General features: G+C 66.4%; 19 protein-coding genes. 12 read left to right on the top strand and 7 right to left on the bottom strand.

The window, feature by feature from the left end; all coding sequences use genetic code 11:
- The first annotated feature begins 79 nt into the window (after window positions 1-79).
- On the top strand, window positions 80-655 hold the full coding sequence (locus AC1MCA_RS04110) for a GtrA family protein (RefSeq protein ID WP_479801442.1): 576 nt from the start codon (window positions 80-82) through the stop codon (window positions 653-655).
- 13 nt (window positions 656-668) lie between these two features.
- Here the strand turns inward: AC1MCA_RS04110 and AC1MCA_RS04105 are convergent, their stop codons facing one another.
- Window positions 669-1367 (bottom strand): TIGR03089 family protein, encoded by a 699-nt coding sequence (locus AC1MCA_RS04105; RefSeq protein ID WP_479801441.1) that lies wholly within the window; start codon window positions 1365-1367, stop codon window positions 669-671.
- A 461-nt stretch (window positions 1368-1828) separates the two neighbouring features.
- On the opposite strand from AC1MCA_RS04105, the gene AC1MCA_RS04100 reads away from it, so the two are divergent.
- From AC1MCA_RS04100 to AC1MCA_RS04090, 3 genes are read left to right on the top strand one after another with little or no spacing between them, the layout of a single operon-like run.
- Window positions 1829-2368 carry a WhiB family transcriptional regulator gene (locus AC1MCA_RS04100; protein ID WP_479801440.1) on the top strand — a complete coding sequence of 180 codons (540 nt, stop codon included), beginning with the start codon at window positions 1829-1831 and terminating at the stop codon, window positions 2366-2368.
- Between the two features lie 11 nt (window positions 2369-2379).
- Window positions 2380-5730, top strand: coding sequence for a glycosyltransferase family 2 protein (locus AC1MCA_RS04095; protein ID WP_479801437.1), 3351 nt, complete (start codon window positions 2380-2382; stop codon window positions 5728-5730).
- Window positions 5723-7384 (top strand): DUF5719 family protein, encoded by a 1662-nt coding sequence (locus tag AC1MCA_RS04090; RefSeq protein WP_479801434.1) that lies wholly within the window; start codon window positions 5723-5725, stop codon window positions 7382-7384. The genes AC1MCA_RS04095 and AC1MCA_RS04090 overlap by 8 nt, the downstream gene beginning before the upstream one ends.
- Before the next feature lie 171 nt (window positions 7385-7555).
- Here AC1MCA_RS04090 and AC1MCA_RS04085 read toward each other — a convergent pair whose 3' ends face one another.
- Window positions 7556-8071 carry a metallopeptidase family protein gene (locus AC1MCA_RS04085; protein ID WP_479801433.1) on the bottom strand — a complete coding sequence of 172 codons (516 nt, stop codon included), beginning with the start codon at window positions 8069-8071 and terminating at the stop codon, window positions 7556-7558.
- A 118-nt stretch (window positions 8072-8189) separates the two neighbouring features.
- Here AC1MCA_RS04085 and AC1MCA_RS04080 point away from each other — a divergent pair, with 118 nt between their 5' ends.
- From AC1MCA_RS04080 to AC1MCA_RS04065, 4 genes are all read left to right on the top strand, one after another.
- Window positions 8190-8579, top strand: coding sequence for a DUF3499 domain-containing protein (locus tag AC1MCA_RS04080; RefSeq protein WP_479801430.1), 390 nt, complete (start codon window positions 8190-8192; stop codon window positions 8577-8579).
- A 79-nt stretch (window positions 8580-8658) separates the two neighbouring features.
- The gene (locus tag AC1MCA_RS04075) at window positions 8659-8886 is read left to right on the top strand and encodes a Trm112 family protein (protein WP_479801429.1); all 228 of its coding nucleotides are present in this window, start codon (window positions 8659-8661) and stop codon (window positions 8884-8886) included.
- Between the two features lie 130 nt (window positions 8887-9016).
- Window positions 9017-10504 (top strand): adenosylhomocysteinase, encoded by a 1488-nt coding sequence (gene ahcY / locus AC1MCA_RS04070; RefSeq protein WP_479801425.1) that lies wholly within the window; start codon window positions 9017-9019, stop codon window positions 10502-10504.
- A 63-nt stretch (window positions 10505-10567) separates the two neighbouring features.
- Window positions 10568-11806, top strand: coding sequence for a L,D-transpeptidase (locus AC1MCA_RS04065; protein WP_479801423.1), 1239 nt, complete (start codon window positions 10568-10570; stop codon window positions 11804-11806).
- A gap of 33 nt (window positions 11807-11839) precedes the next feature.
- On the opposite strand, the gene AC1MCA_RS04060 is transcribed toward AC1MCA_RS04065, so the two are convergent.
- The gene (locus tag AC1MCA_RS04060) at window positions 11840-12640 is read right to left on the bottom strand and encodes an RDD family protein (RefSeq protein ID WP_479801422.1); all 801 of its coding nucleotides are present in this window, start codon (window positions 12638-12640) and stop codon (window positions 11840-11842) included.
- Window positions 12641-12720: 80 nt separating this feature from the next.
- Here AC1MCA_RS04060 and AC1MCA_RS04055 point away from each other — a divergent pair, with 80 nt between their 5' ends.
- Window positions 12721-13713 (top strand): stage II sporulation protein M, encoded by a 993-nt coding sequence (locus AC1MCA_RS04055; RefSeq protein ID WP_479801421.1) that lies wholly within the window; start codon window positions 12721-12723, stop codon window positions 13711-13713.
- 123 nt (window positions 13714-13836) lie between these two features.
- On the top strand, window positions 13837-15096 hold the full coding sequence (locus tag AC1MCA_RS04050; RefSeq protein ID WP_479801419.1) for a TIGR01906 family membrane protein: 1260 nt from the start codon (window positions 13837-13839) through the stop codon (window positions 15094-15096).
- Window positions 15097-15116: 20 nt separating this feature from the next.
- On the opposite strand, the gene AC1MCA_RS04045 is transcribed toward AC1MCA_RS04050, so the two are convergent.
- Window positions 15117-16946 carry an AMP-dependent synthetase/ligase gene (locus AC1MCA_RS04045; protein WP_479801417.1) on the bottom strand — a complete coding sequence of 610 codons (1830 nt, stop codon included), beginning with the start codon at window positions 16944-16946 and terminating at the stop codon, window positions 15117-15119.
- A 78-nt stretch (window positions 16947-17024) separates the two neighbouring features.
- A complete protein-coding gene (locus tag AC1MCA_RS04040; protein WP_479801416.1) occupies window positions 17025-18755 on the bottom strand; it encodes a dolichyl-phosphate-mannose--protein mannosyltransferase in 1731 nt (576 codons plus the stop codon).
- A gap of 169 nt (window positions 18756-18924) precedes the next feature.
- On the opposite strand from AC1MCA_RS04040, the gene rsmI reads away from it, so the two are divergent.
- Both rsmI and AC1MCA_RS04030 read left to right on the top strand, forming a co-directional pair.
- The gene (rsmI, locus tag AC1MCA_RS04035) at window positions 18925-19803 is read left to right on the top strand and encodes a 16S rRNA (cytidine(1402)-2'-O)-methyltransferase (protein ID WP_479803281.1); all 879 of its coding nucleotides are present in this window, start codon (window positions 18925-18927) and stop codon (window positions 19801-19803) included.
- Between the two features lie 218 nt (window positions 19804-20021).
- Window positions 20022-21521 (top strand): NAD-dependent succinate-semialdehyde dehydrogenase, encoded by a 1500-nt coding sequence (locus AC1MCA_RS04030; RefSeq protein WP_479801414.1) that lies wholly within the window; start codon window positions 20022-20024, stop codon window positions 21519-21521.
- Between the two features lie 62 nt (window positions 21522-21583).
- On the opposite strand, the gene AC1MCA_RS04025 is transcribed toward AC1MCA_RS04030, so the two are convergent.
- The gene (locus AC1MCA_RS04025; RefSeq protein WP_479801412.1) at window positions 21584-24076 is read right to left on the bottom strand and encodes a transglutaminase TgpA family protein; all 2493 of its coding nucleotides are present in this window, start codon (window positions 24074-24076) and stop codon (window positions 21584-21586) included.
- Window positions 24073-25473 carry a DUF58 domain-containing protein gene (locus tag AC1MCA_RS04020; RefSeq protein WP_479801410.1) on the bottom strand — a complete coding sequence of 467 codons (1401 nt, stop codon included), beginning with the start codon at window positions 25471-25473 and terminating at the stop codon, window positions 24073-24075. Before AC1MCA_RS04020 ends, AC1MCA_RS04025 begins: the two co-directional genes overlap by 4 nt.
- Window positions 25474-25478 lie beyond the last annotated feature (5 nt).

Raw genomic sequence — 25478 nt, 5'->3', positions numbered from 1 at the left:
GGATGGGGCGGGCAGGCCAGTTTCCGGGCTAAAATGGTCTCTGGCCGTGTGGCCCACAATCCGACGGCCTTGGAGGGTCATGCTTAGCTCACTTGCAGAACGAATACGGGGACTGGCCTCGCTCTTTTGGCGTGAGGTCGCCAAATTCGGCGCAGTCGGCGGTGTGGCATTCGTCATAGACTCGGCTGTTTTTATCTGGCTGTTCACCGGACCGATGCACAACAGCGAGGTGTGGGCCAAAGCACTGGCTACGATCGTGGCCAGCATCTTCTCCTGGGTTGCCAACCGCTACTGGACGTTCCGTCACCGCAAACAGGCCAACGTGGCCCGCGAAGCAGCGCTTTTTGCCGTGATGAACGTGGTGGGACTCCTGATCGCCTCGGGCTGTGTCTGGTTCGCCAAGTACATTCTGGACCTGAACGACAAACCGTCCCTCTTCATCGCAGGCAGCGTGGTGGGACTCGTGCTCGGCACGATCTTCAGGTTCTTTGCCTACCGCTTCTGGGTCTTCAATGAAGAACTTGACCAGGAGCCGGAGTTCTCCCACGACCACGAGCTCATCGAGTCGCACCACCATGGGAAAGCAGTTGCCCCTGTGGCCGCCCAGTACAGCGCGCCGACAGAAGAGGAAACCGAAAGGCCGCGCCAGCCTTAGCGGGGTTCGATCGCTACTCGCCGTGGATACGTTCCGCCGACATCAGCTTGTCTGTCAGTTCCACGTCGGGGTGCAGCAGAACTACTGAGCCGCCGCCGTTCCAGGCGCCGAGCGAGTCTGCCAGTGCCGTTTCGAGGCCTGTGGCGGCGGGGACCAACAGCCGGACACCCTCGTCGTGCGGAGTGGCAAAGCCCGTGATCAGGTCCCGGTGGAGGTGCCGCACGCCGTCGTGACCCTGCACCGCGCAGCCGGTCTGTGACGGGTCGCTGTGTGCCAGGAAAACATCTCCATGCATGCGGACTTCGGAGGCGAAGTCGATGACTCCGGCAGGAAGGTCGCCGGGCCACCGCATGGCAAGGGCAGGCAGCGCCACGGCGATCACGGCGTCGAACTTTCCCTCGACCGTGCCGGGACTGTCTGTCACCAGCAGTTCGGCGTCGTCACCGTTAAGTACCGTTTCCATGCCCAGCTGCCAGGCGGCAAGCGCCCAGATCAGTGACTTCCAGTGGGCCGGCAGGGAAACGCTGAGCCGCATTCCAGGCTCGGCGTCCAGCTCATCCTGCAGGAGGTTGCTGGTCTTTGCCACCCAGTTGTCCAGGACCCTGCCGGAGAGTTCAACACGCTCGGAATCCGGCCCGTACCAGGTCAGGCGGGGCGACGTGGCGTGGCCGGAACGCAGGGACGTCATCAGTTCGATAACCGGGATGCTCATGGCTATATCTTGCCACGCACGCCTGCGGCCGGTCCCTGCCGGCTGCGCCTCCGGCTGCACCCTGCCTGGACCCTCCTGCGCCATGGCAGCGGCGGCGCCGCGCCGGGAGCCTGAGTCGAATCAGGCGGACCGCCGGGAGTCGTGTGATCTTCCTCACTCTGATTCGTCATTCCATTTGTCTTATTAGCTCGCTGCCTGTATTTTCTGCCGCAAATCAAGGGAACTTGGCAGTACGGGCCATCAGGGCGGCGCTATTCCCGCCCGACGCGCCCGGCTGGCTGAAAATCCCCGGGCGTGGCGTGCCCGGGCTTGGGCCGGAAAGTTGATTATTATCCCTCCGCGGCTTGACGCGCCTGTAGTTACACACGTGTAATTAGATACATAAGGCCACTGCGTAAATACAGGCACACAACCGAGTGCCCAGGGATTCAGGCAGAGGCTGCAACTTTCAGGAGGGTCGCATGGGGCAAGCAGAGCGTATCCATGAAAATGCTGTCGTCGCCGCTGAGGCGACGGCCAAATACCGTTCACGCGGCGTTCCAAGTGACTGGTACGTGGATCCTGCCGATCCCGGCGCGGCGGACCGTTACAACCGCAACACCAGCGACTCCCGCCATGATCAGGCCACGGCCTTTCTGGCGGCGCACGAAGCTCTTCTCGACGGCGGCCACGGCCAGGACGATGACGACCTGGACCCTCCGATGGAACTGCGTATCGCAGATACCATCACGCAGCCGGCGTGGATCGGATTGCCGCTAAGGCAGGACTTCGACGACGAAGGCGAACTCGGCTGGCAGACTGACGCATTGTGCGCACAGACTGATCCTGAGGCCTTCTTCCCGGAGAAGGGCGGCTCCACTCGGGACGCCAAGAAGGTCTGTGGCGCCTGCAACGTGCGGTCCCAGTGCCTTGAATATGCGCTGGCGAATGACGAACGGTTCGGCATCTGGGGAGGCCTTTCCGAGCGCGAGCGCCGGCGGCTAAGGAAGCGGGCAGTCTAATTCTTAAGGAAGTGCATGTCACTGCCGTTGTGGTGTCCCACAACGGCAGTGCCTATCTCCCCAGAACCCTGGCTGCCCTCGCGGACCAGACCCGGCCCGCGGACTCCTTCATCGGGGTGGACACAGGATCGCGTGACGGCTCCGCAGCGCTCCTGGAGGGGGCCTTCGGCGAAGCCAGCGTGACCAGTTTTCCGCACGGAAAAAGCGGAATGGGAGGCGCTGTACGGGCAGGGCTCGATGCACTCTCGCCGTGGGAAGGCCAGCCCGAGCGTGCCGGGACGGAATGGATCTGGCTGCTTCATGACGATTCAGCCCCGGCGCCGGAGGCGCTGGCCGAACTGCTGACAGCCGTGGAGCGCGCACCATCGGTGACTGTCGCCGGCTGCAAGCAATTGGACTGGCACGCCGGGCGCCGGCTCATCGACGTCGGGCTCTCCACCAGCCGCTGGGCGGAGCGGCTCACCCTCATCGATGCAGACGAACTCGATCAGGGTCAATACAACGGCCGCACGGACACCTTCGCGGTCAATTCGGCCGGCATGTTGGTACGCCGGGATATCTGGGAGCATCTGCGGGGGTTCGACCCCGCCCTGCCCGGCACCGGAGATGACGTCGACTTCTGCTGGCGCAACCGCCTTGCCGGGCACCGCGTGGTGGTGGTCCCCACGGCCAGGATGTTCCACGTGGCGCACAGGCCCCACGGACAGGGCAACCCCTCAGCTGCCCGCAAAGCCCAGGTCCATCTCCGCCTCACGCATGCCCCGCTGTGGAAGGTTCCGTTTCACGCAGTGGGTGCGCTCCTGGGCAGCATTTTCAAACTTGTACTCAGCATTGCGGTCAAAGACCCGGGCCACGGTTTCTCCCAGCTGGTGGCCACGTTCGCTGCCCTCGCCAGGCCCCGTGCCGTTGCCAAGGCGCGGCGGACGGCGGCCCGGACACGGCGGATCCGGCGTTCGGTCATCCAGAAGCTGCAGACTCCCCGGCGCGAAGTCTGGAACCACCGCCGTTCCCTGATGGAAGCCCTGGGCGCCGACAACTCCACACCCGACGGCCTCGTCCAGGACCCCCTCGCTAACCAGCCCACCGGCGATTCAGCTGATGACTTCGCAGCTCTGACCACCAGCGAACGGGGCTGGGTGGGGACCGGCGCACTCGCGGCATTCATGATCGCCTCAGCAGCCTCCCTCCTCGCGCTCAGTGGGCTGTTCCGCGCCGAGGCAGTCTCCGGTGGCGGCCTCATTCCGGTCTCCGCCACGTTGGGCGAAATCTGGCATCACGCCTCCAGCTGGTGGATCAGCCTGGGGGCCGGCCTTCCCGGCAGGGGAGACCCGTTCGGCTACGTTCTGTGGATCCTGGGGCTGCTCGGCGGGGGAGATGCCAACGCCGCCATGGGCTGGCTGCTGCTGCTGGCAGCTCCGCTGTCCGGACTGACGGCCTGGTTCGCGGCCGGCGCCCTGACGCTCCGGCGCCGCTTCCGCTTCGTGGCTGCTCTTGTCTGGGCTGCCGCACCGGCCTTGCACGTGGCCCTGAACCAGGGACGCGTGGGAGCCCTGGTGGCCCATCTCATGATTCCGTTGCTCGGACTGGCCCTCCTGCGCGCCACCGGCTCCGCAGTGGGCCACGGCCGGTTTGCGGTGCCGGTCCCCGGTGATCGGCGTTTCACCGAGAAACCGCCTGTCCGGCCCGGAATCAACGGCATGCCCTCCTGGACGGCCGCAGCCGCCGCGGGGTTGGCGCTGGCTGTAGTGGCCGCGTCGGCGCCTTCCGTGCTGATACCGGCCGCCGTCATCATTGTCATCTGCGGACTGATGCTGGGCCGCCGGGGCCGGACGGTCTGGTGGGCGCTGTTGCCCAGTGCCGCGCTTTTCATTCCCTTTGGACTCTCAGTCATCGACCGGCCACGGGCATTGCTCGCCGATCCCGGCGTTCCGGTGGGTTTTGAAGCCGCCCCCTTATGGCAGCAGCTGCTGGGGCAGCCCCTGCTTTTCTCCCCGTCAGGGGGACTGCACGGCCTGCCGTTCTTCAGTGGCCAAACGATCCCGTGGGCACTCCTGCTGGCGATGCTGATAGCGGTACCGGTCCTGCTCCTGGCCGTCGCGGCTCTGTTCGTGCCAGGTCAGAGGACCCGGACAGCGCGCGTTCTCTGGGCGGCAGCACTGATTGTCCTGGCCGGATCCTGGCTCGCAGGGCACATCGCCACAGGTGCCAACGCCGACACCCTGGTCACCCCTTTCACCGGCCCGGCGGTCTCCGCGGCCGGATTCGCCCTGCTGGGTGCCGCGCTCATTGGGGCCGAGCGTTTGCTTGATGCCGCGGACAATGCGTCCTCATCAAGCACCAGGCGCAACGTGGCGCTCCGCTCCGCCACAGCCCTTGCCCTGGTGGTACTGCTTGCCGGACCACTGGCCGGCATGGCGGTATGGTCCGCCCAGAACATGCTCCGGTCCACCGCCGCGGCTCCCCTGACCGAGGTGCCGTCCGGCCCGGCGCTGGGGACACCGCGCCTGGTGGAGGCCGGCAGTGCGCGGACCCTCCCGGCCACCGCCATCGACCGCGGAACCGGCCCCGAGCAGACACGCACACTGCTCATCAGCACCCAGGAGAACGGCACCTTCGATGCCGCCCTGATGCGCGGTGCGGGGACCACGCTGGACAGCCTGTCGGCCATTGCGGCTTCCCGGAACATCATGGGCGCACCCGGCCAGGAGACCGTCAGGGAGGACGACGACGTCACGGCCTCCATCCGCAGCGTCGTGGCCACCCTGGTGGCCGGCCAGGGCGTGGACCCCCGGCCTGCGCTCGAGCGGATCGGGGCCGGGTTCGTGGTGCTGCGCTCAGCCGACACCGCCGCCCAGCTCACGGCCAGCAGGATGGACGCCGTGCCGGGGCTCGTTGCAGTCGGGCAGACCGATGTCGGCTGGCTGTGGCGCATCACCCCGTTGAACCAGCCCACACTTCAGCCCGCTGATGTTGCCCACCGCGTCCGGATAGTTGACGGTGCCGGAGCCACTGTTGCGTTGGTGCCCTCAAGGTACGACGACGTCGATACTGCCGTCGCCGAAGGACCGGAAGGCCGGCTGGTGGTGCTGGCCGAACGGGCCGACCCAGGCTGGAGCGCCTGGTTGGACGGACGGAAGCTCACCGCCACCACCTCCGGCTCTGCCCAGGCGTTCACCTTGCCGGCGTCGGCAGGCCAACTGACCATCCGCTACGACGTCCCCTGGGCCCTCTGGGCCGGGATCGCGCAGATCACGGTGATCGGACTTACCGTGATGCTCGCCATCCCCATGCCCGCCCGCCGGCCCAACACCGGTTTGTCCCGGGACGAGGGATCTTTGCGTAAGGAACACCGGAATGCATAACGACGCACCCGCGGCAGACGTGGCCGCGGCAGACGCGCCGCTGGCCGATGACGCCGCCGGACAACCACGTCCCCCGGCCCGCCGGACCCTCAGCCGTGAGAAGCTGGCCGGGCTGGCCTCGGCCGTGCTGATAGTGGCCGCGGCCGGCGGGATGGTTGCTGCCGGGTCGATCGTGCCTGAGCCTGCCGGGAACCGGAGCATCCCGGCCGCGCTGGCAACTGTTCCGGCCGGCGCGAGCCTGGGCGTGTGTCCCGGGCCTGCGCGCCTGCTCGAAGGGACCGAGGCCGGCACTGATCCGCAGTTCAGCCCTGATTCAGCCACAGCCAACAGCGCTGTCACCGGAGCCGTCGTCAGTGCACCCGGCGGTGTGATGCCCGGAAGCCGGCTGTCCGCGCTCGACGGAAGTACCGCCGTCGAGATCGCGAAGGGCGGCGGCCAGCCCGGAGAAGGTACAGGTCCCCAGGACCTGATCGCTGGCGTGCTGGCCGGCCGTCAAGTTGAAGGCCCCACCGTTCTGGGAGCCGATGCCTTGGGAGGCCTGAAGCCCTCAGCCGCGGGAGTCCTGAAATTCTCGGCCACGGACGGCGACCTCCAAGGGTCCGCAGCGGCCAATTGCCAGGCGCCCGCCAACGACCTCTGGCTCGCCGGTGCCAGCACCACGGTCGGCCGCACCTCCGTGCTGGTGCTCAGCAATGCCTCCAGCACGCCCGCCACGGTCAGCCTCGAACTCTTCGGCGGCCAGGGGCAGATCCAGGCCCCAGGCAGCAGGGGACTGCTGGTGGCGCCTGGAACCACGCGGTCCATTGTTTTGGCCGGCCTCGCTCCCGGCGAAGAGCAGCTCAGCGTCCATGTGCGCAGCGCCGGCGGTCCTGTAGCGGCTGCCATCCAGCAGAGTGTCCTGAGGGGACTCACGCCCGGCGGCGTCGACTTCATCGCCCCAGGGGCTGCGCCGGCGTCCCGGCAGGTCATGACCGGGGTGGATATCCAGGACGCGGCCGGAATCGCCGCCGTCACCGGGACAGGTGGCTTCGACGACGCCGGTCCAACACTCTCCCTCACGGTCCCGGGCTCCGCGGATGCTGTGGTGGAGGTCAAGCTCTTCGGCCGTGACGGCCAGAAAGCCCTTCCCAACGGAGGCGTCGTGACCGCAAAAGCCGGTTCCGTCACCGAGGTGTCGCTGGCCGGGGTCCCGGCCGGCCATTACACCGTCTCCACCAGTTCGGATGTCTCCTTCGTGGCTGCGGCCCGGGTCACGCGCGGCCTGGCCAGCGAGAAGGCCTTGGACGTTGCATGGGCTGCCTCCGGGGTCCGGCTGGGAAGCCAGCATGTGGTGCCGGTGCCGCAGGGCGGGGAGCGGATCCTCGTGTTCGGGGTCCTGGAGAACCGGGCAACGATTTCCTACGCACCCATTACCGCAGACGGCAAGATCCGGGCAGCCGCAACTGCAGACGTCGCCGGCGGCACCACCACGTCCATCAAGGTTCCGGAGAAAGTGGACGAAGCAGACGTGGTGGGCTACATCGTCTCAGCTTCGGGTGACGCCGCCTACGGAGCCCTCCTGCTGCAGCAGGATGGGCGGGAAGACGTTTCCACGCTGGCCTTCATGCCGGCGGCATCGGGCCAGGAAAAGGTGCCGGTCACTCTCGGGTACTGACCGGACGGGACCAAGCGGCCGGCAACCTGGCGGCGACTATGTGGCCGTTTCAGCCCTAAGGGAGCCGGGGGTATTCGGTCAGCTGCCGCACCATCCGCCGCACCATCCGGGGATCCGTACCAGCAGGCAGTAAGGGAGACAGTCCGGCTGTTAAACGCCCAGTAAAACCGGTCAGTACCGGCGCCGGTACACCGGGTCCAGCGTTTCAGGCGCTACGCCGAGCATCTCGGCGGTGTGCTCCACTACGACGTCGTGAACAAGGTCCTGGAGTTCCTCACGGGTGGCGCAACCCTGTTCCACCACGCGGCGGTACAGGGTGATGACCGGGCCCTCCTCCGCCGTGGCGGGGGTGTAGGCGCCCATGGGCGGCGGCGAGGCATCGGCCACCAGTTGCTCCAGCTGGGGCGGTATTTCATCAACTGCAAACCGCACGCCATCGAGGGTTTTGCCCCAGATGTCGTGGAGCCGCTGTGCTGAATCGAGCACCATGTCATCGAATCTGTCGGACCGCGTCCGATAGCCGGGGTGGGTTGGCAGCATCAGCTCGCCGCGCAGGCCCCGGCCGTGGCGGTTCCGGCGGCGCATCGCGAAGCCTCGGCCCGGCGACCCCAAACCCGTCTCTCCGTTGCGGACATCCGGGTCAGCCAACCGGACCGTAAAAGCTGATTCATGGTTCGATGACTGCATACATTGACTCTAAACCCGGCCGAAGATTTACGCGACACAATCCACAATCCCGCTCTGGCGCGGCGACAGTGCTGCAAATACGCCGAAGGTCCGGCCATAGCGAGTAGTCTGGGATGTCGTGGGAGCTATCCGTCAATGTTCGAGGTCAGCCTGCCGTCAGTCAGCGGTGGCTACTTTGACGTACGTCTATGCCGACTCCACAGCAGTCCTGGGCCCGCTGGCCACCTATGCCGAACCGCATTGTTACGATTTGTGCGAACAGCACGCCGGCTCACTGACGGTTCCGCGGGGCTGGGAAGTCCTGCGGCTTGCCATGCCAACGAGCCCGCAGCAGCCCGGTCCGGACGACCTCCTGGCGCTGGCAAACGCGGTCCGTGAAGCAGCAGCGCTGCCACCGAAGTCCCAGTCCACCCAGACCCAGCGTCCATCACATTCGGCGCTGGAGGCACCGGCCGGCACAGAAGGCACCCGGCGGGGGCATCTGCGCGTGCTGCGCGAACCTTCCTGACACCCATCTGGCGGTAGGCTGGAATCTGCTAATCAGTCAGCCACCGGCGCGAACGCGCCCCTTTCGGGAGCATCAACCCATGCCAAAGATCAGTCCTGAACTGTTGTCCGTCCTGCGGTGCCCTGTCACCGGATCAAACCTGATCCAGGAGGACGACGAGCTTGTCTCGACGGCGGCAGGGGACACCGGCGTGAAGCTGCGCTACCCGATCGAGGACGGCATCCCGCTGCTGCTGCCGCCCGAGCTTCGCCTCGCTGCGACTGCGGCGGGCTCGGACCAGCACGACTCCCGTCCGAGTGAAGCCTGAACCGTTCCACCACCCCACACAGACAAGCACGCCTCGCCCGCGTCCTCCCCACAGACGCAGCCCGACAGACGCAAGACCCCCGCGGCCGCCTCATCGCCGTCGCCGCGACCGGACAGAGCAAAGGAATCCCATGACATTTGACTACAAGGTTGCCGATATCTCGCTGGCAGAGGCCGGCCGGCACCAGATCCGCCTCGCCGAGCACGAGATGCCCGGGCTGATGTCGCTCCGCGACGAGTTCGGACCTACACAGCCGCTGAAGGGTGCCCGGATTGCCGGTTCCCTGCACATGACTGTCCAGACCGCCGTCCTGATCGAAACCCTCACGGCGCTCGGTGCGGAGGTCCGCTGGGCCTCCTGCAACATCTTCTCCACCCAGGACGAAGCCGCAGCAGCAGTTGTTGTCGGCCAGGGGACCGTTGAGGATCCGCAGGGAGTTCCCGTGTTCGCCTGGAAGGGTGAAACCCTCGAGGAATACTGGTGGACGGCCCAGCAGATCCTCGTCTGGCCCGGAGCGGACACGGATCCGGACCTGGGCCCGAACATGATCCTGGACGACGGCGGCGATGCCACCATGCTGGTCCACAAGGGCGTTGAGTTCGAGGCCCTGGGTGCTGTGCCGTCAGCAGCCGACGACGAGTCCGAGGAAGGCCGGATCTTCCTTGACGTGCTCCGTGCGTCCCTGCAGGAGGATCCAAAGCGCTGGACCCGGATCGGTTCCGGCCTCCGCGGCGTCACCGAGGAAACCACCACCGGCGTGCACCGCCTCTACCAGCTGGCAGAACAGGGCAAGCTGCTCTTCCCGGCCATCAACGTCAATGATTCGGTCACCAAGAGCAAATTCGACAACAAATACGGCATCCGACACTCGCTGCCGGACGGCATCAACCGCGCCACCGACGTCCTGATGGGCGGCAAGGTCGCCGTCGTCTGTGGCTATGGCGACGTCGGCAAGGGAGCAGCAGAAGCCTTCCGCGGCCAGGGCTCGCGGGTCATCGTCACCGAAATCGACCCCATCTGCGCCCTCCAGGCAGCCATGGACGGTTACCAGGTGGCCAAGCTGGAGTCCGTTCTCAGCGAAGGCCATATCTTCATCACCACCACGGGCAACAAGGATGTCATCCTTGCCGAGCATATGGCCGGGATGCGTGACAAGGCCATTGTGGGCAACATCGGCCACTTCGACAACGAGATCGACATGGCCGGACTGGCCAGGATCCCCGGCATCCGGAAGGTGGAGATTAAACCCCAGGTCCACGAATGGGTGTTCGAAGCGGACGCCGCCACAGGACAGGGCAGCCGCTCCATCATCGTGCTTTCGGAAGGGCGCCTGCTGAACCTGGGCAACGCCACCGGCCACCCCTCCTTCGTCATGAGCAACTCGTTCGCCAACCAGACAATCGCCCAGATCGAGCTGTGGACCAAGCGGGACCAGCCTGAGGGCGAACGTGAATACGACAACCAGGTGTACGTCCTGCCCAAGATCCTCGATGAGAAGGTTGCGCGGCTCCACCTCGACGCCCTCGACGTCGAGCTCACCGAACTGTCCAAGGACCAGGCTGGATACCTGGGCCTTGACGTCGCGGGCCCGTACAAGCCTGAGCACTATCGTTACTGACGTGTGACGCCCCGGGTGCTGACCGCACCCGGGTTTGTGACGTCCAAGCATTAAGATCGGACCATGGAGCCTGACTTAAAGCCGCGCCGCCGGGGGACCGCCAAAAAGATTCTGGTGGTGGCGGTCCTTTGCGTCCTTGCTGCCACGGGCGGCGTCTTCGCAGCCGTGGCTCCGGGTTTTGCGGGAGCCGGCCTTGAATCGGAGGCCGGCTCCGCCGTCCGGTCCGCCCCGGGAGTGGCCTCGCCCGTCGTCGCGCCCGTGAAGGTGGACGTCGTCCCTGCCGAGGGAACCAAACAGGTGAACCCGGCTGCACCGGTATCACTGAAGGTGGCCAACGGCAGGATCGAGAGCGTCACGCTGACCAGTACCTCCGGCGAAGCAGTCCAGGGGACTTTCGCCACCGACGGCAGCGGCTGGTCCGCAGCAGGCCCGCTGAAGTTCAATACCGAGTACAGCTACACCTACGTGGTCACGGACGGGGCGGGACGCGAGACCAGCACCACGCACTCGTTCAATACCGTCTCCAGCACGCACGAGGCCGACGCCGCGATCTATCCGCTGGACGGTATGAAGGTAGGCGTGGGCCAACCCCTCCAGATCATCTTCAGCGAACCGGTGGTCAACCGCGATGCCGTGGAGAAGGCCATCAAGGTCACCTCCAGCGCCGGCCAGGCCGGGGCCTTCCACTGGTTCAGTGACACGATGGTCCGTTACCGTGCGGAGGGTTTCTGGGTGGCCAACTCCACCGTCACCATGGACATGCAGCTCTTTGGAGTGGATCTTGGCAACGGGCAGATCGCCAACTTCAACAAGAAAGTCAACGTGAACTTCGGCGACAAGAAAGTAGCCATCGCCGACGCCGCCGCCCACACGTTCACCCTCAGCGTCAACGACCAGGTGGTCAAGACCCTCCCGGTCAGCATGGGCGATGAACGCTTCCCGTCAGCCCGCGGCTACGCCGTGCTGATGGAAAAGAACCGCTATGACCACTTCCGGGCCGCCAGCATCGGCCTCAAGCCCGGCGACCCCGCCTACTACGGCGAAGTGGACGTGGAGTACGCCATCCGCCTCACCCTGAGCGGGGCCTACATCCACCAGGCGCTGGAATCCGCCTACCCGTACATCGGCAACAAGAACGTCTCCCATGGCTGCATCGGTTTCGCTCCCGACGGCGCCGCCTGGGTGTTCGACAACATGACCACCGGGGATGTTGTCCAGATCATCAACACCGAGGGCGACTACGCCGCCCTTGACGACGGCTACGGGGACTGGAACATTCCCTGGGCCCAGTACGACAACTAGCGAACCGTTGCTGCACCCATCCGTGCCCGTCGGCTAAGAACTGAAGGGCAAGCGGTCCAGCCGCTCTGCTGTGGCGGTGCTGCGGCGCCGGGCCTGCCGTAATTGCGCCAGTTCGCGGTTGCGGCGTTCGGCAATAACAGCCGCCAGGTAATGCTCGGGGGTGGTACCAGGCGGAGGGGGAGGGGCCACCTGCCCCGACAGTTCGGTGGCGATGGCCTGGGCCATCCGGGCGGCCGAAAGGGGTGACATCCGCCCGGCCTGCCGGATGAACCGGGCAGCCTGCCTTGCCGTCGCATCGGGGATCCGGCCGATGTCCGCCGCTCCGGCCCAGGCGCGCAGATGCGGCGGAACCTCGACGCGGACAGCGGCCTCAACGGGCACCCTGCGCCGGAGTGCGTACGTGCCTGCGAGGATATCTCCCAGCCGTTTGGACCGGCTGTTGAAGAGTGCGACGGCGATGGCCAGGCCGCCCAGGGTCAGGTAGATTTCCAGGAATCCCGTCAGCCCGCGGATGACAGCGTGACGGAACCGGATGGCGCCGCCGTCGTCCCTGACCACGCGCAGGCCCGCAGCCAGCTTTCCGAGGGAGAGGCCCCGGGTGAGGGTCTCCACGGCCACGGGGAGAATCACAAAGCAGAAAACAATACTGACCAGCAGCAGCATCCGGAACGCCGCCTCGTCGAGGTCCTGGGCAGCAGCGGTGACGCCGAAGAGGATCAGGACCAGAAGGACCACGTTGAAGAGCACATCGAGCAACAGCCCCAGTGCCCGGGCGGCGAATGTCGCGGGGCGGAGTTCCAGGACAACGGCCTCGCCCGTGATTATTGAACTCAAGCCGGTTCCCCTTCCCGTCACCATTCCTGCGGTCAACCAACCTCCGGACGCTCACAGTCTAAGGCGGCTAGGCTGAAGCCGTGGATATGGATGCCTTCTCCGCTGTCAACGGAGACAAATGGTCGAGGCTGCACGAACTTGCGCATAAGCGGCGGCTCAGCGGGGAGGAAGCCGACGAACTGCTCAGGCTCTACCAGGCCACCTCCGCACATCTGTCCTTCATCCGGTCCGTGGCCCCGGAGGGCGGCCTGTCCGCGTCCCTCTCCGCCACCTTGGTCCAGGCCCGGACCCGCTTCACCGGGGCGCGCTCAAACTTCATGACGGACCTGGCACGTTTCTTCGTGGCCGCCCTGCCCGCAGCCCTGTACCGGCTGAGGTGGCTCACCGTTGCCTGCGGGGCCGCGTTCATCGTGGTCAGTGCCGCCTACGCGGTGTGGATCGGGACGTCGCCGGAGGCCTTGCGGGCGGTGGCCTCCGACGCCGCGGTCAGGCAGTACGTGGAGGAGGATTTCATCGACTACTACTCGGAAAACCCTGCTGCGTCCTTTGCTGGCGCCGTCTGGACGAATAACGCGTGGATCAGTGCGCAGGCGGTGGCCCTCGGCATCACCGGAATCTGGGTGCCGATGATCCTGTTCTCCAACGCGCAGGCAGTAGGGATCGCCGCAGGCATCTTTGCCGCCGTCGGCAAGCAGGATGTCTTCTTCAGCTACATCCTTCCCCACGGACTGATGGAACTGACGGCCGTCTTCATTGCCGGCGCCGCGGGGCTGCGGATCTTCTGGGCCATGGTCTCGCCCGGTCCCCGGACCCGGGGACGCGCAGTGGCCGACGAAGGCAGGTCCCTGATCACCGTCGCCCTTGGCCTGGTGCTGGTGCTGTTCATCTCTGGCCTGGTGGAGGGTTTTGTGACGCCCAGCCCGTTGCCGGTGTGGGCCAAGATCAGTATTGGCGCCGCTGTCCTGGCCGCGTACTGGATCTACGTGCTGGTATGGGGCCGGCGCGCCTATGATGCCGGTGAGCGCGGCGACCTGGGGGCGGGCGACGCCGGCTACTCCGAAATCGCCGCCTGATTCGCGCGCTTCCGGGGTGGCACCTCGCCGTTGCAGAGGAGCGGACGGTAGGCTCAACAACAGATACATGGCGCTGCCCGGACCAGAGCCGGCAGCGCGAACCCCAACGGAAGTGACGCTGCTGTGAACGACAACCCGCCGACCCCTGCCAAACGCTCGGAGCCGCAGCCGGATCCGGACCTTGATGCGTCGAAAGACTCGGATGAGCCCGCGTTTGCCTGGATGACAGGCTCCGGCTCCAGTGGCACTGATGAGTCCAGCACAGGCGGCGTCCGCGCCGGGCAAGCATCCGGGCAGCCCGAAAGCCGCGCCGACCGCAAGGCGGCGGAAGCCGCCGTCGAACCTTCTGCGGTTTCTTCGGCAGCGGAGCCCTCCGCCGCCGGAGCCCACCACACCGAAACCGCCGCCGTCGCATCCCCCGCTGCGGCAACCGCCGCCAAGGATGCCGGCCGCGAAACCCCAGGCCGCCAAACCCCAAGCGGAACCCTCAGCCGCGAAACCTCGGGCCACAACGCCTCCCACATGGGCGCGTCCCCTTCGGGCGCTGCCCATAAGGACGGCGGCCTGTTCAGCGAACCGCATCCAACGTCAGCACTGCAGGTCCGTCCTCCGCAGGAGGAAGTGGAGCGGCGCAACGCCGAGCGTGAAAGTGCCGCCAACGCCAAGCCGGTGCCGCCGCGGATCTGGCAAGTCCTGCTGGCCATTTTCTACCCCGTGATCCTCCTGGTTCTGGCCGTCCGGGCAGTGACCAGTCCTCTGTTCCTCTGGGTGGAATACAACAGGCCCGGTTTTCCCGGAGATGGCTACGGCTTCAGCACCGATGACAGGATGACCTACGGCTCCTACACCGTTGACTACCTCAGTAACTGGGCGGGTCCGCGCTATCTCGGGGACCTGGTCAACCGCAGCGGCGGGGACCTCTTCAAAGACGGCGAAGTCAGCCACATGGCAGACGTGAAGCTTGTCATCCTCTCCGCCTTCGGGGCAGGCTTGCTTCTGATCGTGCTCAGCCTCGTGGGCATCGCCTACCTGAGGCGGCGCAGCACCGGGGGAGTGCGCCGGGGACTGTTTGCAGGCTCCATCGTCGGGTTGGTCATCATCCTGGGGCTCGGGGCGCTGGCAGTTCTCGGCTGGCAGCAGTTCTTCACCGAGTTCCACCGGATCTTCTTTGCCAGCGGCACCTGGACGTTCGCCCTTGAAGACACCCTCATCAGGCTCTTCCCGGGGCAGTTCTGGATCGACGCCGGAATCGTTATTGCCGGGCTCGTGTTCCTGGCGTCACTGGTGACCCTCATTCTCACCTGGCCCACGCGGCGGCGCCGGGGAATGGTGCGGGATGACCAGGACATCAACGACGAGCAGGTTGGCGCCGGCCAGCCGTAAAGCGCTCCGCCGTAAAGAACTCAGCCGTATAGGCCGGCAATCTCGGCCTCAAATTCACGCACGACGACGGCCCTCTTGAGTTTGAGGGACGGGGTCAGGTGGCCGGATGCTTCAGTGAACTCGTTTGGCAGGATGGTGAAGTTCCGGATGGATTCTGCCTTGGAAACCATCGTGTTGGCGTGGTCCACGGCTGCCTGAACGGCAGCACGGACACGGGCATCCGTGACCGCTTCGCCGATGGAAAGCGCCGGTACCTTGTTTTCCGAGCACCAGTTTTCCAGCCCTGACGGATCGAGACTGACCAAAGCGGCAATAAAGGGCCTGCCATCGCCCACCACCACGGCGTGGCCCACGAGCTGGTGGGCGCGGATCTTTTCCTCCAGTGGCCCGGGCGCCACGTTCTTACCGCCGGCCGTCACCAGGATGTCCTTTTTCCGGCCGGTTATTTTCAGGAACCCGTCAGCGTCCAGCTCGCCCACGTCTCCGGTGCGGAAGAAGCCATCCACGAACGCTTCCTCGTTGGCAGCCGGGTTGGCGTGGTAGCCCTTGAACACACCGATCCCCTTGACCAGCACTTCGCCGTCTTCGGCCACACGGATGGTGGTGCCCGGCAGCGGGACGCCCACGGTGCCCACCCTGGTCCGGTGGGGGGTATTGGCGGTGCAGGGCGCGGTGGTCTCGGTCAGGCCGTAGCCCTCGAGCACCGGGATCCCCATCCCGCGGAAGAAGTGTGCGTCTTCAGGTGCCAGCGGGCTGGCTCCGGACACCATGTAGTTGAGCCGGCCGCCAAAGACCTGCCTGAGCTTCGGATACACCAGCCTGTCGAACAGGGCGTGCTGCATCCTGAGGGCGAGGCCGGGGCCACTTCCTTGGCCGCGGGCTGCGTTGTCCTGTTCGATGGAGAAGCGGATGGCGGTGGCGGAGGCTGCCCCGAAAATCCTTGATTTCCCGCTCATTGTTGCCTTGTGGCTGGCGCTGGCGCGGACCTTTTCGAAAATCCGGGGCACGGCCAGCAGGAAGGTGGGTTTGAAGGTTGCCAGATCCTCCACCAGGGCAGCGGGACTGGCCACATGGCCCAGCGTGGCACCGGCATGGAGGCACACCACCTGGACAGCGCGCGCCAGCACGTGGGCCAGGGGGAGGAACATCAGGGTGCGTGCGTTCTCCTGCTTGAGGAGCTCCGGAAGGAAGGCCACGACGTTGGCGGCCACGAGCGCAAAGTTGCCGTGGGTGATTTCGCAGCCTTTGGGGTGCCCGGTAGTGCCGGAGGTGTAGACCAGGGACGCGACGTCGTCCAGTCCGGCGGCAGTACGGTGCCTCTCCAGTTCGGCATCGGTGACTCCCATACCGGCGGCCGCGAGGCTGGCGAGGTCGGGGGCTTCGGCGTCGTAATCCATCCTGACTACGCTGACCAGCCGGTCCCGGAGGCGGTCGGAGGTCTCCAGTACCCGGGCGATCATCGCCACTTTGCCGCGGTCCTCGGCGAAAACCCGGCGGGCACCGGCATCGTGCAGGATCCACTCCACCTGGCTGGGGGAGGAGGTTTCATAGATGGGCACCGTCACTCCGCCCGCGAACCAGATCGCGAAATCCACCAGGGTCCACTCGTACCGCGTCGCGGACATCACTGCCACCGTGTCCCCGGGCTCCAGGCCGCCGGCGATCAGGCCTTTGGCCAGCGCGGAGACATCGTGCAGGAACTTCTGGGCCGGGATGTCTGTCCAGCCGTTGGGGGCTTTGCACGAGTAGAGGGGGTGGGAGGCGTTCCTGGCCGCCTGATCCATCAGGAGATCGGTGACATTGCTGTCCGGTTCGAGCTCCACCATGAGCTTTGTGCTTGCTTCCCGCACGGGTGTCTCCGTTCCACTGCCTTACCGGAGCGCTCCTGCGGGCGGCTCTATATCGTCAGGGTCTGATGCAATCCTGCCCTAGATCCAGGACGGCATCCACATTCTGAAGCGCCATTCCTGGTACGGGATGGTCTCCGCTGTCCACACCGGATAAAAGAAAGCGGACAGCAGGACTGCTCCGGCGACAAACAGCGCCACCAGGTAGAGTCCCGAGCGCCGCCGCCAGAGCGGGTCTGTGTCCCGGCCCATCACCAGTCCAAGGCAGTAGACCAAGGCGAGCACCAGGAATGGCTCAAAAGACACCGCGTAGAAGAAAAACATGGTGCGCTCCGGGTACAGGAACCAGGGCAGGTAGCCCGCAGCCACGCCTGCCAGGACTGCGCCTGCCCGCCAGTCCCGGCGTCCGGCCCACCAGAACAGGACCACCACCAGCGCAATGGCTGCACTCCACCAGACCATCGGATTCCCCACCGAAAGGATGGCGGAGGCGCAGTTGGGCACATCGCATCCCGGGGTGCCCTGTTCCGGTTTCTGGTAGAAGAACGACGTCGGCCTCCCCATGACCAGCCAGCTCCACGCACTTGCCTCGTAAGGATGTTCGGAACCCAGGCCCTGGTGGAACTTGTAGGCCTCCAGGTGATAGTGCGCCAGGGAACGCAGCGAATCCGGCAGCCACCCCCACTCCGCTGACGGGTTGGCCTCGGCCCAGCGCCGGTAGTAAGCGTCATCAGACCGGAACCAGCCGGTCCATGTTGCGGCATAGACCAAGGCAGCCACGGGAACCATTGCGGCGAAGGCAGGCAGCCCGTCCTTGATGACGCCGCCGCTTGCCCAGCCGCGGATACCGGCGACGCGCCGTGCATTGAGGTCCCACAGCACTGTCAGTACGCCGAAGGCTGCGAGGAAAAACAGGCCCGACCATTTGGTGCCGATGGCCAGGCCCAGGCATACGCCCGCGGCCAGCCGCCACCAGCGGATGCCAAGCCAGGGGCCTGAGAGCAGCTGCCCCGCAGAGGGCCGGCCGTTTTTCGAAGCCGCCGCCAGCCTGGCCAGCCGGTTTGCAAGGCGCCGCCGTCCGTCGTCCCGGTCAAGCAGCAAAGCACCGAAAGCCGCGAGGATCCAGAACATCAGGAACACGTCCAGGAGCGATGTCCGCGACATCACCAGGTGGTGGCCGTCGACGGCGAGGAGCAGGCCCGCGGCCGCGGCCAACGGCAGGGAGCGGAAAAGTTTCAGGGCAATCAGTGACAGCAGCAGGATGGACACGGTACCGGTCAGTGCCGCGGCGAACCGCCAGCCGTAGGGATTATCCGGCCCGAAAAGCCACATGCCGCCGGCGATCATCCATTTACCCACCGGAGGATGGACCACATATTCGGGGGTGTTCAGAATGACAGTAGGGTTGCCGGCATTGAAGGAATCGTTGGCCTTGTCCGGCCAGCTGCGCTCATAGCCGCTGATCAGGTACGAATAGGCGTCCTTGACGTAGTACGTTTCATCGAAAACAAGGCTCGCGGGGGTGTCCAGCCGAACAAAGCGGAGGATGCCACCGATCAACGCGGTCAGGATCGGGACCAGCCAGAACCAGATCCGCAGCGACGGCGGGTAATCCTGCCAACTGCGGAAGTTTCCGATCAGCCGCTCCCGGAGGACCTCTGCGGAATAGGCCTCAGCGGGCCGGCTGATCCAGGAGCGTCGCGGCTGGGAATTAGCGGCACCCGTGTTTCCGGGGGACCCGGCGGCTGGTGCCGGCGCGATGGCTTGCCCGGCCCCGGCAGGCCGCATGGAGGTCTGCGTCACCTGCCCCATGCTACCTTTTGCAGCCTGTGAAGCCGCCCAGCAGTAGGCTGGGGTAGTGGACCCTAACCCAAGCACCTTCGCCGATCCCAGCCCTGCAGACCGTTCCGGGACCGGTGAGGCGGAGCTTGCGTCAGCGCCTGATGTGGCTGCACCTGATTCGGCAGCGCCTGATACTGCGGTGCCTGATGCTGCGGAGCAGGTCCCGGCAGAGCCCGTTGCGGGTGGGCCCGGCAGGATCATCCTGGCGGCGACGCCCATCGGCAACGCCGGCGACGCCTCGGTCCGCCTGATCGGGCTGCTGGGCACGGCGGATATTGTGGCAGCCGAGGACACCAGGCGCCTGCACCGGCTGGTTCAGAATCTCGGGGTCACCGTCGGGGGCCGGGTGATCAGCTATCACGAACACAACGAGGCCACCAAGACCGCAGAACTCCTGGAGCAGGTACGGGCGGGCAAGACGCTGGTCATGGTCACCGACGCCGGAATGCCCTCCGTTTCCGATCCCGGCTTCCGCCTCGTGGAAGGTGCGGTGGCTGCGGGCCTCACCGTGACCGCAGTCCCTGGGCCGTCGGCTGTGCTGACTGCCTTGGCTTTGTCCGGCCTCCCCACTGACCGCTTCTGCTTCGAGGGCTTCCTTCCCCGGAAGGCCGGTGAACGCGCCTCGCGGCTGGCGGATCTTTCGGCCGAGCGCCGGACCATGGTCTTCTTCGAGGCCCCGCACCGCCTGGAATCGATGCTGCGTGCGCTCCGGGAGCGTTTCGGCGCCGAACGGCGGATCGCTGTGTGCCGGGAACTGACCAAAACCTACGAGGAGGTCCTCCGCGGCACCGTGGGCGAGTTGCTGCTGTGGGCGGAAAACAACGAGGTCCGGGGAGAGATCGCCGTAGTGCTGGGCGGTGCGCCCGAACAGGCACCGGGAACCCCGGAAGACCATGTGGCGGCCGTCAACGAGTTGATATCCCAGGGAATCCGGCTCAAGGAAGCGGTGGCCGCCGTCGCAGAGGACGTCCGGGTTAGTAAGCGGGAGCTCTATTCAGCGGTCCTCGCGGCGCGCTGACCGGGCCAGCGGCGGGCTGTGCAGTCGCACAATGACGGCTCGATCCTGCAGTGCTTCCGGGCGTAGACCCTCCGGCCGCCGCAGCAGTAGTCTGACAATGAATCAGCCAAACCGGCCGGTCGCCGGCCCGGGAGCGGGACCAAGAAGCCTCCGGGCAGGCGCCGGCGGGCCGCAGGCTCTTCCGACAGCCGCAAAACCTACTGACAAGGGAGTCACCCGTGACGCTCACCGCACAGCCAGCCGTAACCGCCAAGCGCGAGAGCGAGCTGCTCGCCTCTGTACCCACCGGACTGCTGATCAATGGCCAGTGGCGGCCCGCTGCGTCGGGGAAGACGTTCGACGTCGAGGACCCCGCCACGGGCAAGGTGCTGTTGAGCATCGCCGACGCCGGGGCCGGGGACGGTATGGCCGCCCTTGACGCTGCCGCTGGGGCGCAGGAGTCCTGGGCGAAGGTCGCGCCGCGCGAACGGGGCGAGATCCTGCGCCGGGCTTTTGACCTGGTGACGGAACGCGCCGAGGATTTCGCGCTGCTGATGACCCTGGAAATGGGCAAACCGCTGGCCGAAGCCCGCGGCGAAGTCACTTACGGTGCCGAGTTCCTGAGGTGGTTCTCCGAGGAAGCGGTCCGCGCGTTCGGCCGCTACTCGGTCTCCCCGGACGGGAAATCCCGCCTGCTGGTCACGAAGAAGCCGGTGGGCCCGTGCCTGCTGATCACGCCGTGGAATTTCCCGTTGGCCATGGCCACCCGCAAGATTGCCCCGGCCGTTGCCGCCGGCTGCACCATGGTGCTGAAGTCCGCCAACCTGACCCCGCTGACGTCCCAGCTGTTCGCCGCGGTGATGATGGAAGCCGGCCTGCCCGCCGGTGTACTGAATGTGATCCCCACGTCCACGGCCGGCGCCACCACCGGTCCGCTGATCAAAGACTCCCGGCTGCGGAAGCTGTCCTTCACCGGTTCCACCGAGGTGGGCCGCCGCCTGCTGGCCGACGCCTCCGAAACCGTGTTGCGGACGTCCATGGAGCTCGGCGGGAATGCCCCGTTCGTGGTCTTCGAGGACGCGGACCTGGATGCCGCCGTCGCCGGGGCGATGCTGGCGAAGCTGCGGAACATGGGTGAGGCCTGCACCGCGGCGAACCGGTTCATCGTCCACGAAGCGGTGGCGGAGGAGTTCGCGGAGAAGTTCGCCGCGAAGATGGGGGAGATGACCACCGCCCGCGGGACGGAGGAGGAGTCCAAGGTGGGTCCGCTGATTGATGCCAAGAGCCGGGACAAGGTCCACGAACTGGTCTCCGACGCCGTAGCCTCCGGCGCCAAGGCGGTCCTGGGCGGCGCTCCGGCGGAAGGCCCGGGCTACTTCTACCAGCCCACCATCCTCACCGGCGTTACCGAAGGGACCCGGATCCTGTCCGAGGAAATTTTCGGGCCCGTCGCGCCGATCATCACCTTCAACAGCGAGGACGAGGCCGTCCGGCTGGCCAACAACACCGAGTACGGGCTGGTGGCTTACGTCTTTACCCGGGACCTGAACCGCGGCCTCCGGATGGGTGAGCGGCTCGAAACGGGCATGCTGGGCCTGAACGCCGGTGTCATCTCCAACGCCGCCGCACCCTTCGGTGGCGTCAAGCAGTCCGGCCTGGGCCGCGAAGGCGGCCTCGAAGGCATCGAGGAGTACCTCTACACCCAGTACATCGGCATCGCAGACCCCTACGCCAGCTGACCAGCAGCGGCCGGCTGGAGCGGGGCCATTATTGGCTTCCGCCGTGTTATCGGTTGCCTGCGTTATTGGCTTCCGCGGGGCCGGAGCAGGCCGTCGCGCGCCCTCGACCAGGACCGGGCGGCGGCCTTCGCCGCCCGGAAAGACAGCCCGCCCATTGCCCTGAATGGCGATGCCAGAAGCCGGCCCAGCTGTCCAAGGACAGACGCCGGGAGCCAGCCGGCCCTGAAGCGCCGGAAGAAGGTGGCGTTGTCCTGCAGGGACTGTTGGACGGCGGCGATACGCGCGTCCGCCGGCTGAAGCCTCCCCGGTCCCGCCTGGTGGAGCGGGCGGCCGTAGTGCCGCCATTCGAAGTCGGCCGTCAGCGTGCGGACAGCCCGGTGCGCCGCGTCGTCCATGCCGCCCTCCTCACCGAGCAGGGCCGAACGGCGGAGCCGGGCGGAGTATGTCCGTGGCGTCTCGCTGGGCAGCGGTGGCAGGCCGTAATCGGTTCCGAGGTCGCGGAGCTCTGACCACGCCAGCGTAACTGCGTCCTCCGGGGATTCGTGGCTCCGGAGTCGTCGGGCACGCCGCCCAAGCCGGATCAGCCGCGGGGAAGCGAGAAGCAGGGACACGCCCAGCACGCCTGCTGCCGTGACCAGCAACGGCGTCAGTTGCCGGCCGACGTCGTCCGTACCGCCGCCGGCACCTGGCAGAGGGGTGGCCGTGGGGGTCGGCGTAACGGGTGCGGACGTAGCGCCGGGGAGAAGGTCCTCGTTGTTCTCAATGACACTGGGGGAGCCGGGGCTGGAGCTCTCGGTGGCGTACGTGGGCACCACACCGCGTGATGGTGTGGGTTCGAAAGGTACCCATCCCAAACCCTGGAAGTAGAGCTCCGGCCAGGCATGGGCATCACGGGAGTCCACCTCAAACTCGGGCAGCGCCCCCTGGCCCAGCACGGCGACCGTGGCCCCGGTGGGCCTGCCCTGCGCGTAGCCGACGGCGATACGGCTCGGTATTCCTTCCAGCCTGGCCATCACGGCCATGGCAGATGAGAAGTGGATGCAGTAGCCGCTCTTCTGGGTCAGGAAGTCTGCCAGGACGGACAGTCCGTTGCCGTCATAACCGTTTTGTACCGGAGACTGGAGCGAGTACGTGAACGCCCCTGAACGCAGGAAATTTTGGATGGCCATGGCCTTGGCGTAGGCAGTGCCGCTTGAACCTGTCACAGTGTCAGCGGTGGTGCGGACGATGTCCGGGACGTTGCCGGGGATCCTGGTGAAGTCTTCCGGGATGCCGCGGACCGCCGCCGAAGACTGCTGAAGCGCCTCCGCTGTGAGTTTGGGTGCTGAAGAGGACACTATATACAGCTGGTTGCGCGAGTTGGTGTTGGCCCCTTTGACGGAGAGGGTGGCCGGGTCCCACGTCCAGGCGCCACTGAGCCCGCGGATTGCCTCCGGAGCGTAGGGCAACGGCAGGTAGGGGCTGGTGAACGTGCCGGTTTCCACGGCGGTCACCTGCCGGATCTGTTCGTCGGCGAGGATCTCGTAGCCGGTTTCGATCAGCCCGCTCACCGGCCGCCGGTCACCTTCGCGGTCATCAGGACCCCAGGATTCACCGTCGAAATTATCCACCGTGACCGATCGCAGATACACGGGCGTGCCGGCGTTGGTGGCGTACGTGATCCGCCCGCTGCCTGCCGGCGTACGCAGGCTGTTTCCCAAAGTGATCATGGGGTTCAGGCCGGTTCCGGTCCCCCACGGGTTGAGCCTGGACCCCTGCGGAAACGTCCCGTGATCAAAACCGGGGATCACCGTTGGCGCTGCGAGGGTGGCCACCAGCGCCACGGTTCCGGTCAGTACAGCACGCCGCAGTTGGCCGGGATTCCGGGCGCTGTCGGCTGACGTGCGGGCGTCCGGGGCAAACCATTGGCTGCATGCCAGGATCAGCAGGTAGCCGGCCACTGTGGCGCAGAAGCCCCAGAACCCCACGCTCTGCGGTTTCACCATGGCGGGGACCACCAGAATGGCGAGCAGGCCCACTCCGGTTGTGCCAGGCATGCCCAGGGGCACTGCAAGCGCATCAATGAGGATGACTGTCAGGCCGAGAACCGCGCACGTGACCATGACGATCCCTGCATTCGGAGCCACGGGAGCGCTTTCGGCGAGCACTGTTTCACTGGCCCGCCGGATGAACCTGTCCAGTTCAGCCATGGTTTCCCCCGACGGTATAAAGCCGGCAATTCCGGTGCTCCGGAAGAAAGTGAGGGTCAGGATGGCGATCAGTGACGCGAACCCGCCGGCCGCCACCAGGAGGGGATGGGCGCGAAGCGCACGGAGGATCGCGATGGACAGGCAGACAACGAGCACCGTGGTCAGAACGGGAAGGTACCAGGCCCAGCCACGCAGCACCCCGTTGAGGGACACCGCGGCACCAGCCACGGACAAGGCAACCGCCCCAGCCATGGCCCAGGGGTAAACCCCGACCCGTGTCCGCGCACGTGTCCGTCCCGTTCCGGCCGGACCTATTCCGGCCGGCGGCTGTTCGCGGGAGGCGTTTCGTTCCGGTGCGAGTGTCATCTCCCCACCTCCGCTCCGCGGCGGACGTCGGCGGCAGCGGTGGCATGCCCGCCGCCGCCCTGGTCAAACTCGCTCCAAGCCAACGGAACCGGGACCGAGGGCTGTACTGCGACCGCCCGCCAGCCACCCCGGCGGAGGATCTCAAGTGAGTCCTCGGCGTCCGCGGGCCGGTCCACAACGATGATGGCGAAGGCATTCGCACCATAGCCGGCGCCGGGAGCCAGCGCCCTGGCTTCAGCCGGCGTGATCCTCCCCAGAACGGCAATGATCGGGCCGCGCATCCGGTGGGCGGACAGTTTGTCCATCAGGTGGTCATCAAAGACGGCAGGGCTGGACTCCTGGCCATGTTCACGGGCGGCGTGGTGCGGACCGCTGAGGTGGATGGCGGCAAGGCTTTCGGCGATTGCCTGCAGCCCTGACGCCCCCGTGAATTCCTCGGCCTCCGGTTCCGGGGCCGACGGGGAGCGGAGGAAAGCCGGTTCGCCGCGGGGGTCAAGGAGGCGCAGGGCGTAGTTCCGGTCGGAAAGGTGCGTGCAGATTGACATTGCGGCCACCACGGCCCATTCAAACGTCGGGCTGCTGGCCATCTCGTGGCCGTCCACCGACGGGTTGCCCCCATGGCCCGGGCCCGGTCCGCCCGGAAACGCCGTGAACCTTTGGTCCAGAATCAGGGTGGCCTCGGGAGTGGTCACCGATTCCTCCTGCCGCACCATCAGGACGCCGTGGCGTGCGGTGGCGGGCCAATGGACCCTGCGCATGGGATCGCCGTGGCGGTATTCGCGGGTCATGACGTCGTCGTCGCTGGGATTGGCACGGGTCCGGGTAGCTGTGATGCCGTCGTTCCCGCGGGCGCCTGCAAGCCCGGTCACGGGAAGGTCTACGGCGGCAGGCGTCACGGTGAGTGTATCGCCGTCGTCGATCGCCTGCCGGTGCAACGAGAGGCCGAACGGATCAGTGAATTCAGCCGTTACCGGGCCGATCAGGTACTGCCCGCGCTGGCCGGACCGCAGGTGGTATTCGTACCTGCTGATTCCGCCGGTGGCGGAGCGGGCGGGGAACCGGAAGGCCGGTGATTCGCCAAACCGCGGCGGCAGTCTTTCCTCCATGATCGCGTGGCCGCCGGCGTAACCCGTCCGTCCCACAGCCAGCCGCACCGTACTCGCGGCGGAGGTCTCCACGGGGGACGGATTGAACTCGCGGTATACCTGGAACCGGGGCTTGACCAGCCTGATTCCGGCGAGCGACACCAGCGGGAGGACGATCAGCAGGACAGCGAGCGTCAGGAGGTCCCGCCGGCCCATGATCTGGGCTCCCAACAGCGAGACGGCCCCTGCAGCCAGGAGCCCCCAGCCACGCTGGCTGAAGAGGTGCCGCGGCAGTCGGTCGTGCAGCGCCATGGGAG

The sequence above is a fragment of the Arthrobacter sp. BK1 genome, from assembly GCF_056680055.1.
Note: the sequence above shows the minus strand (reverse complement) of the source record. Positions and strands in the feature narration are given on the sequence as shown.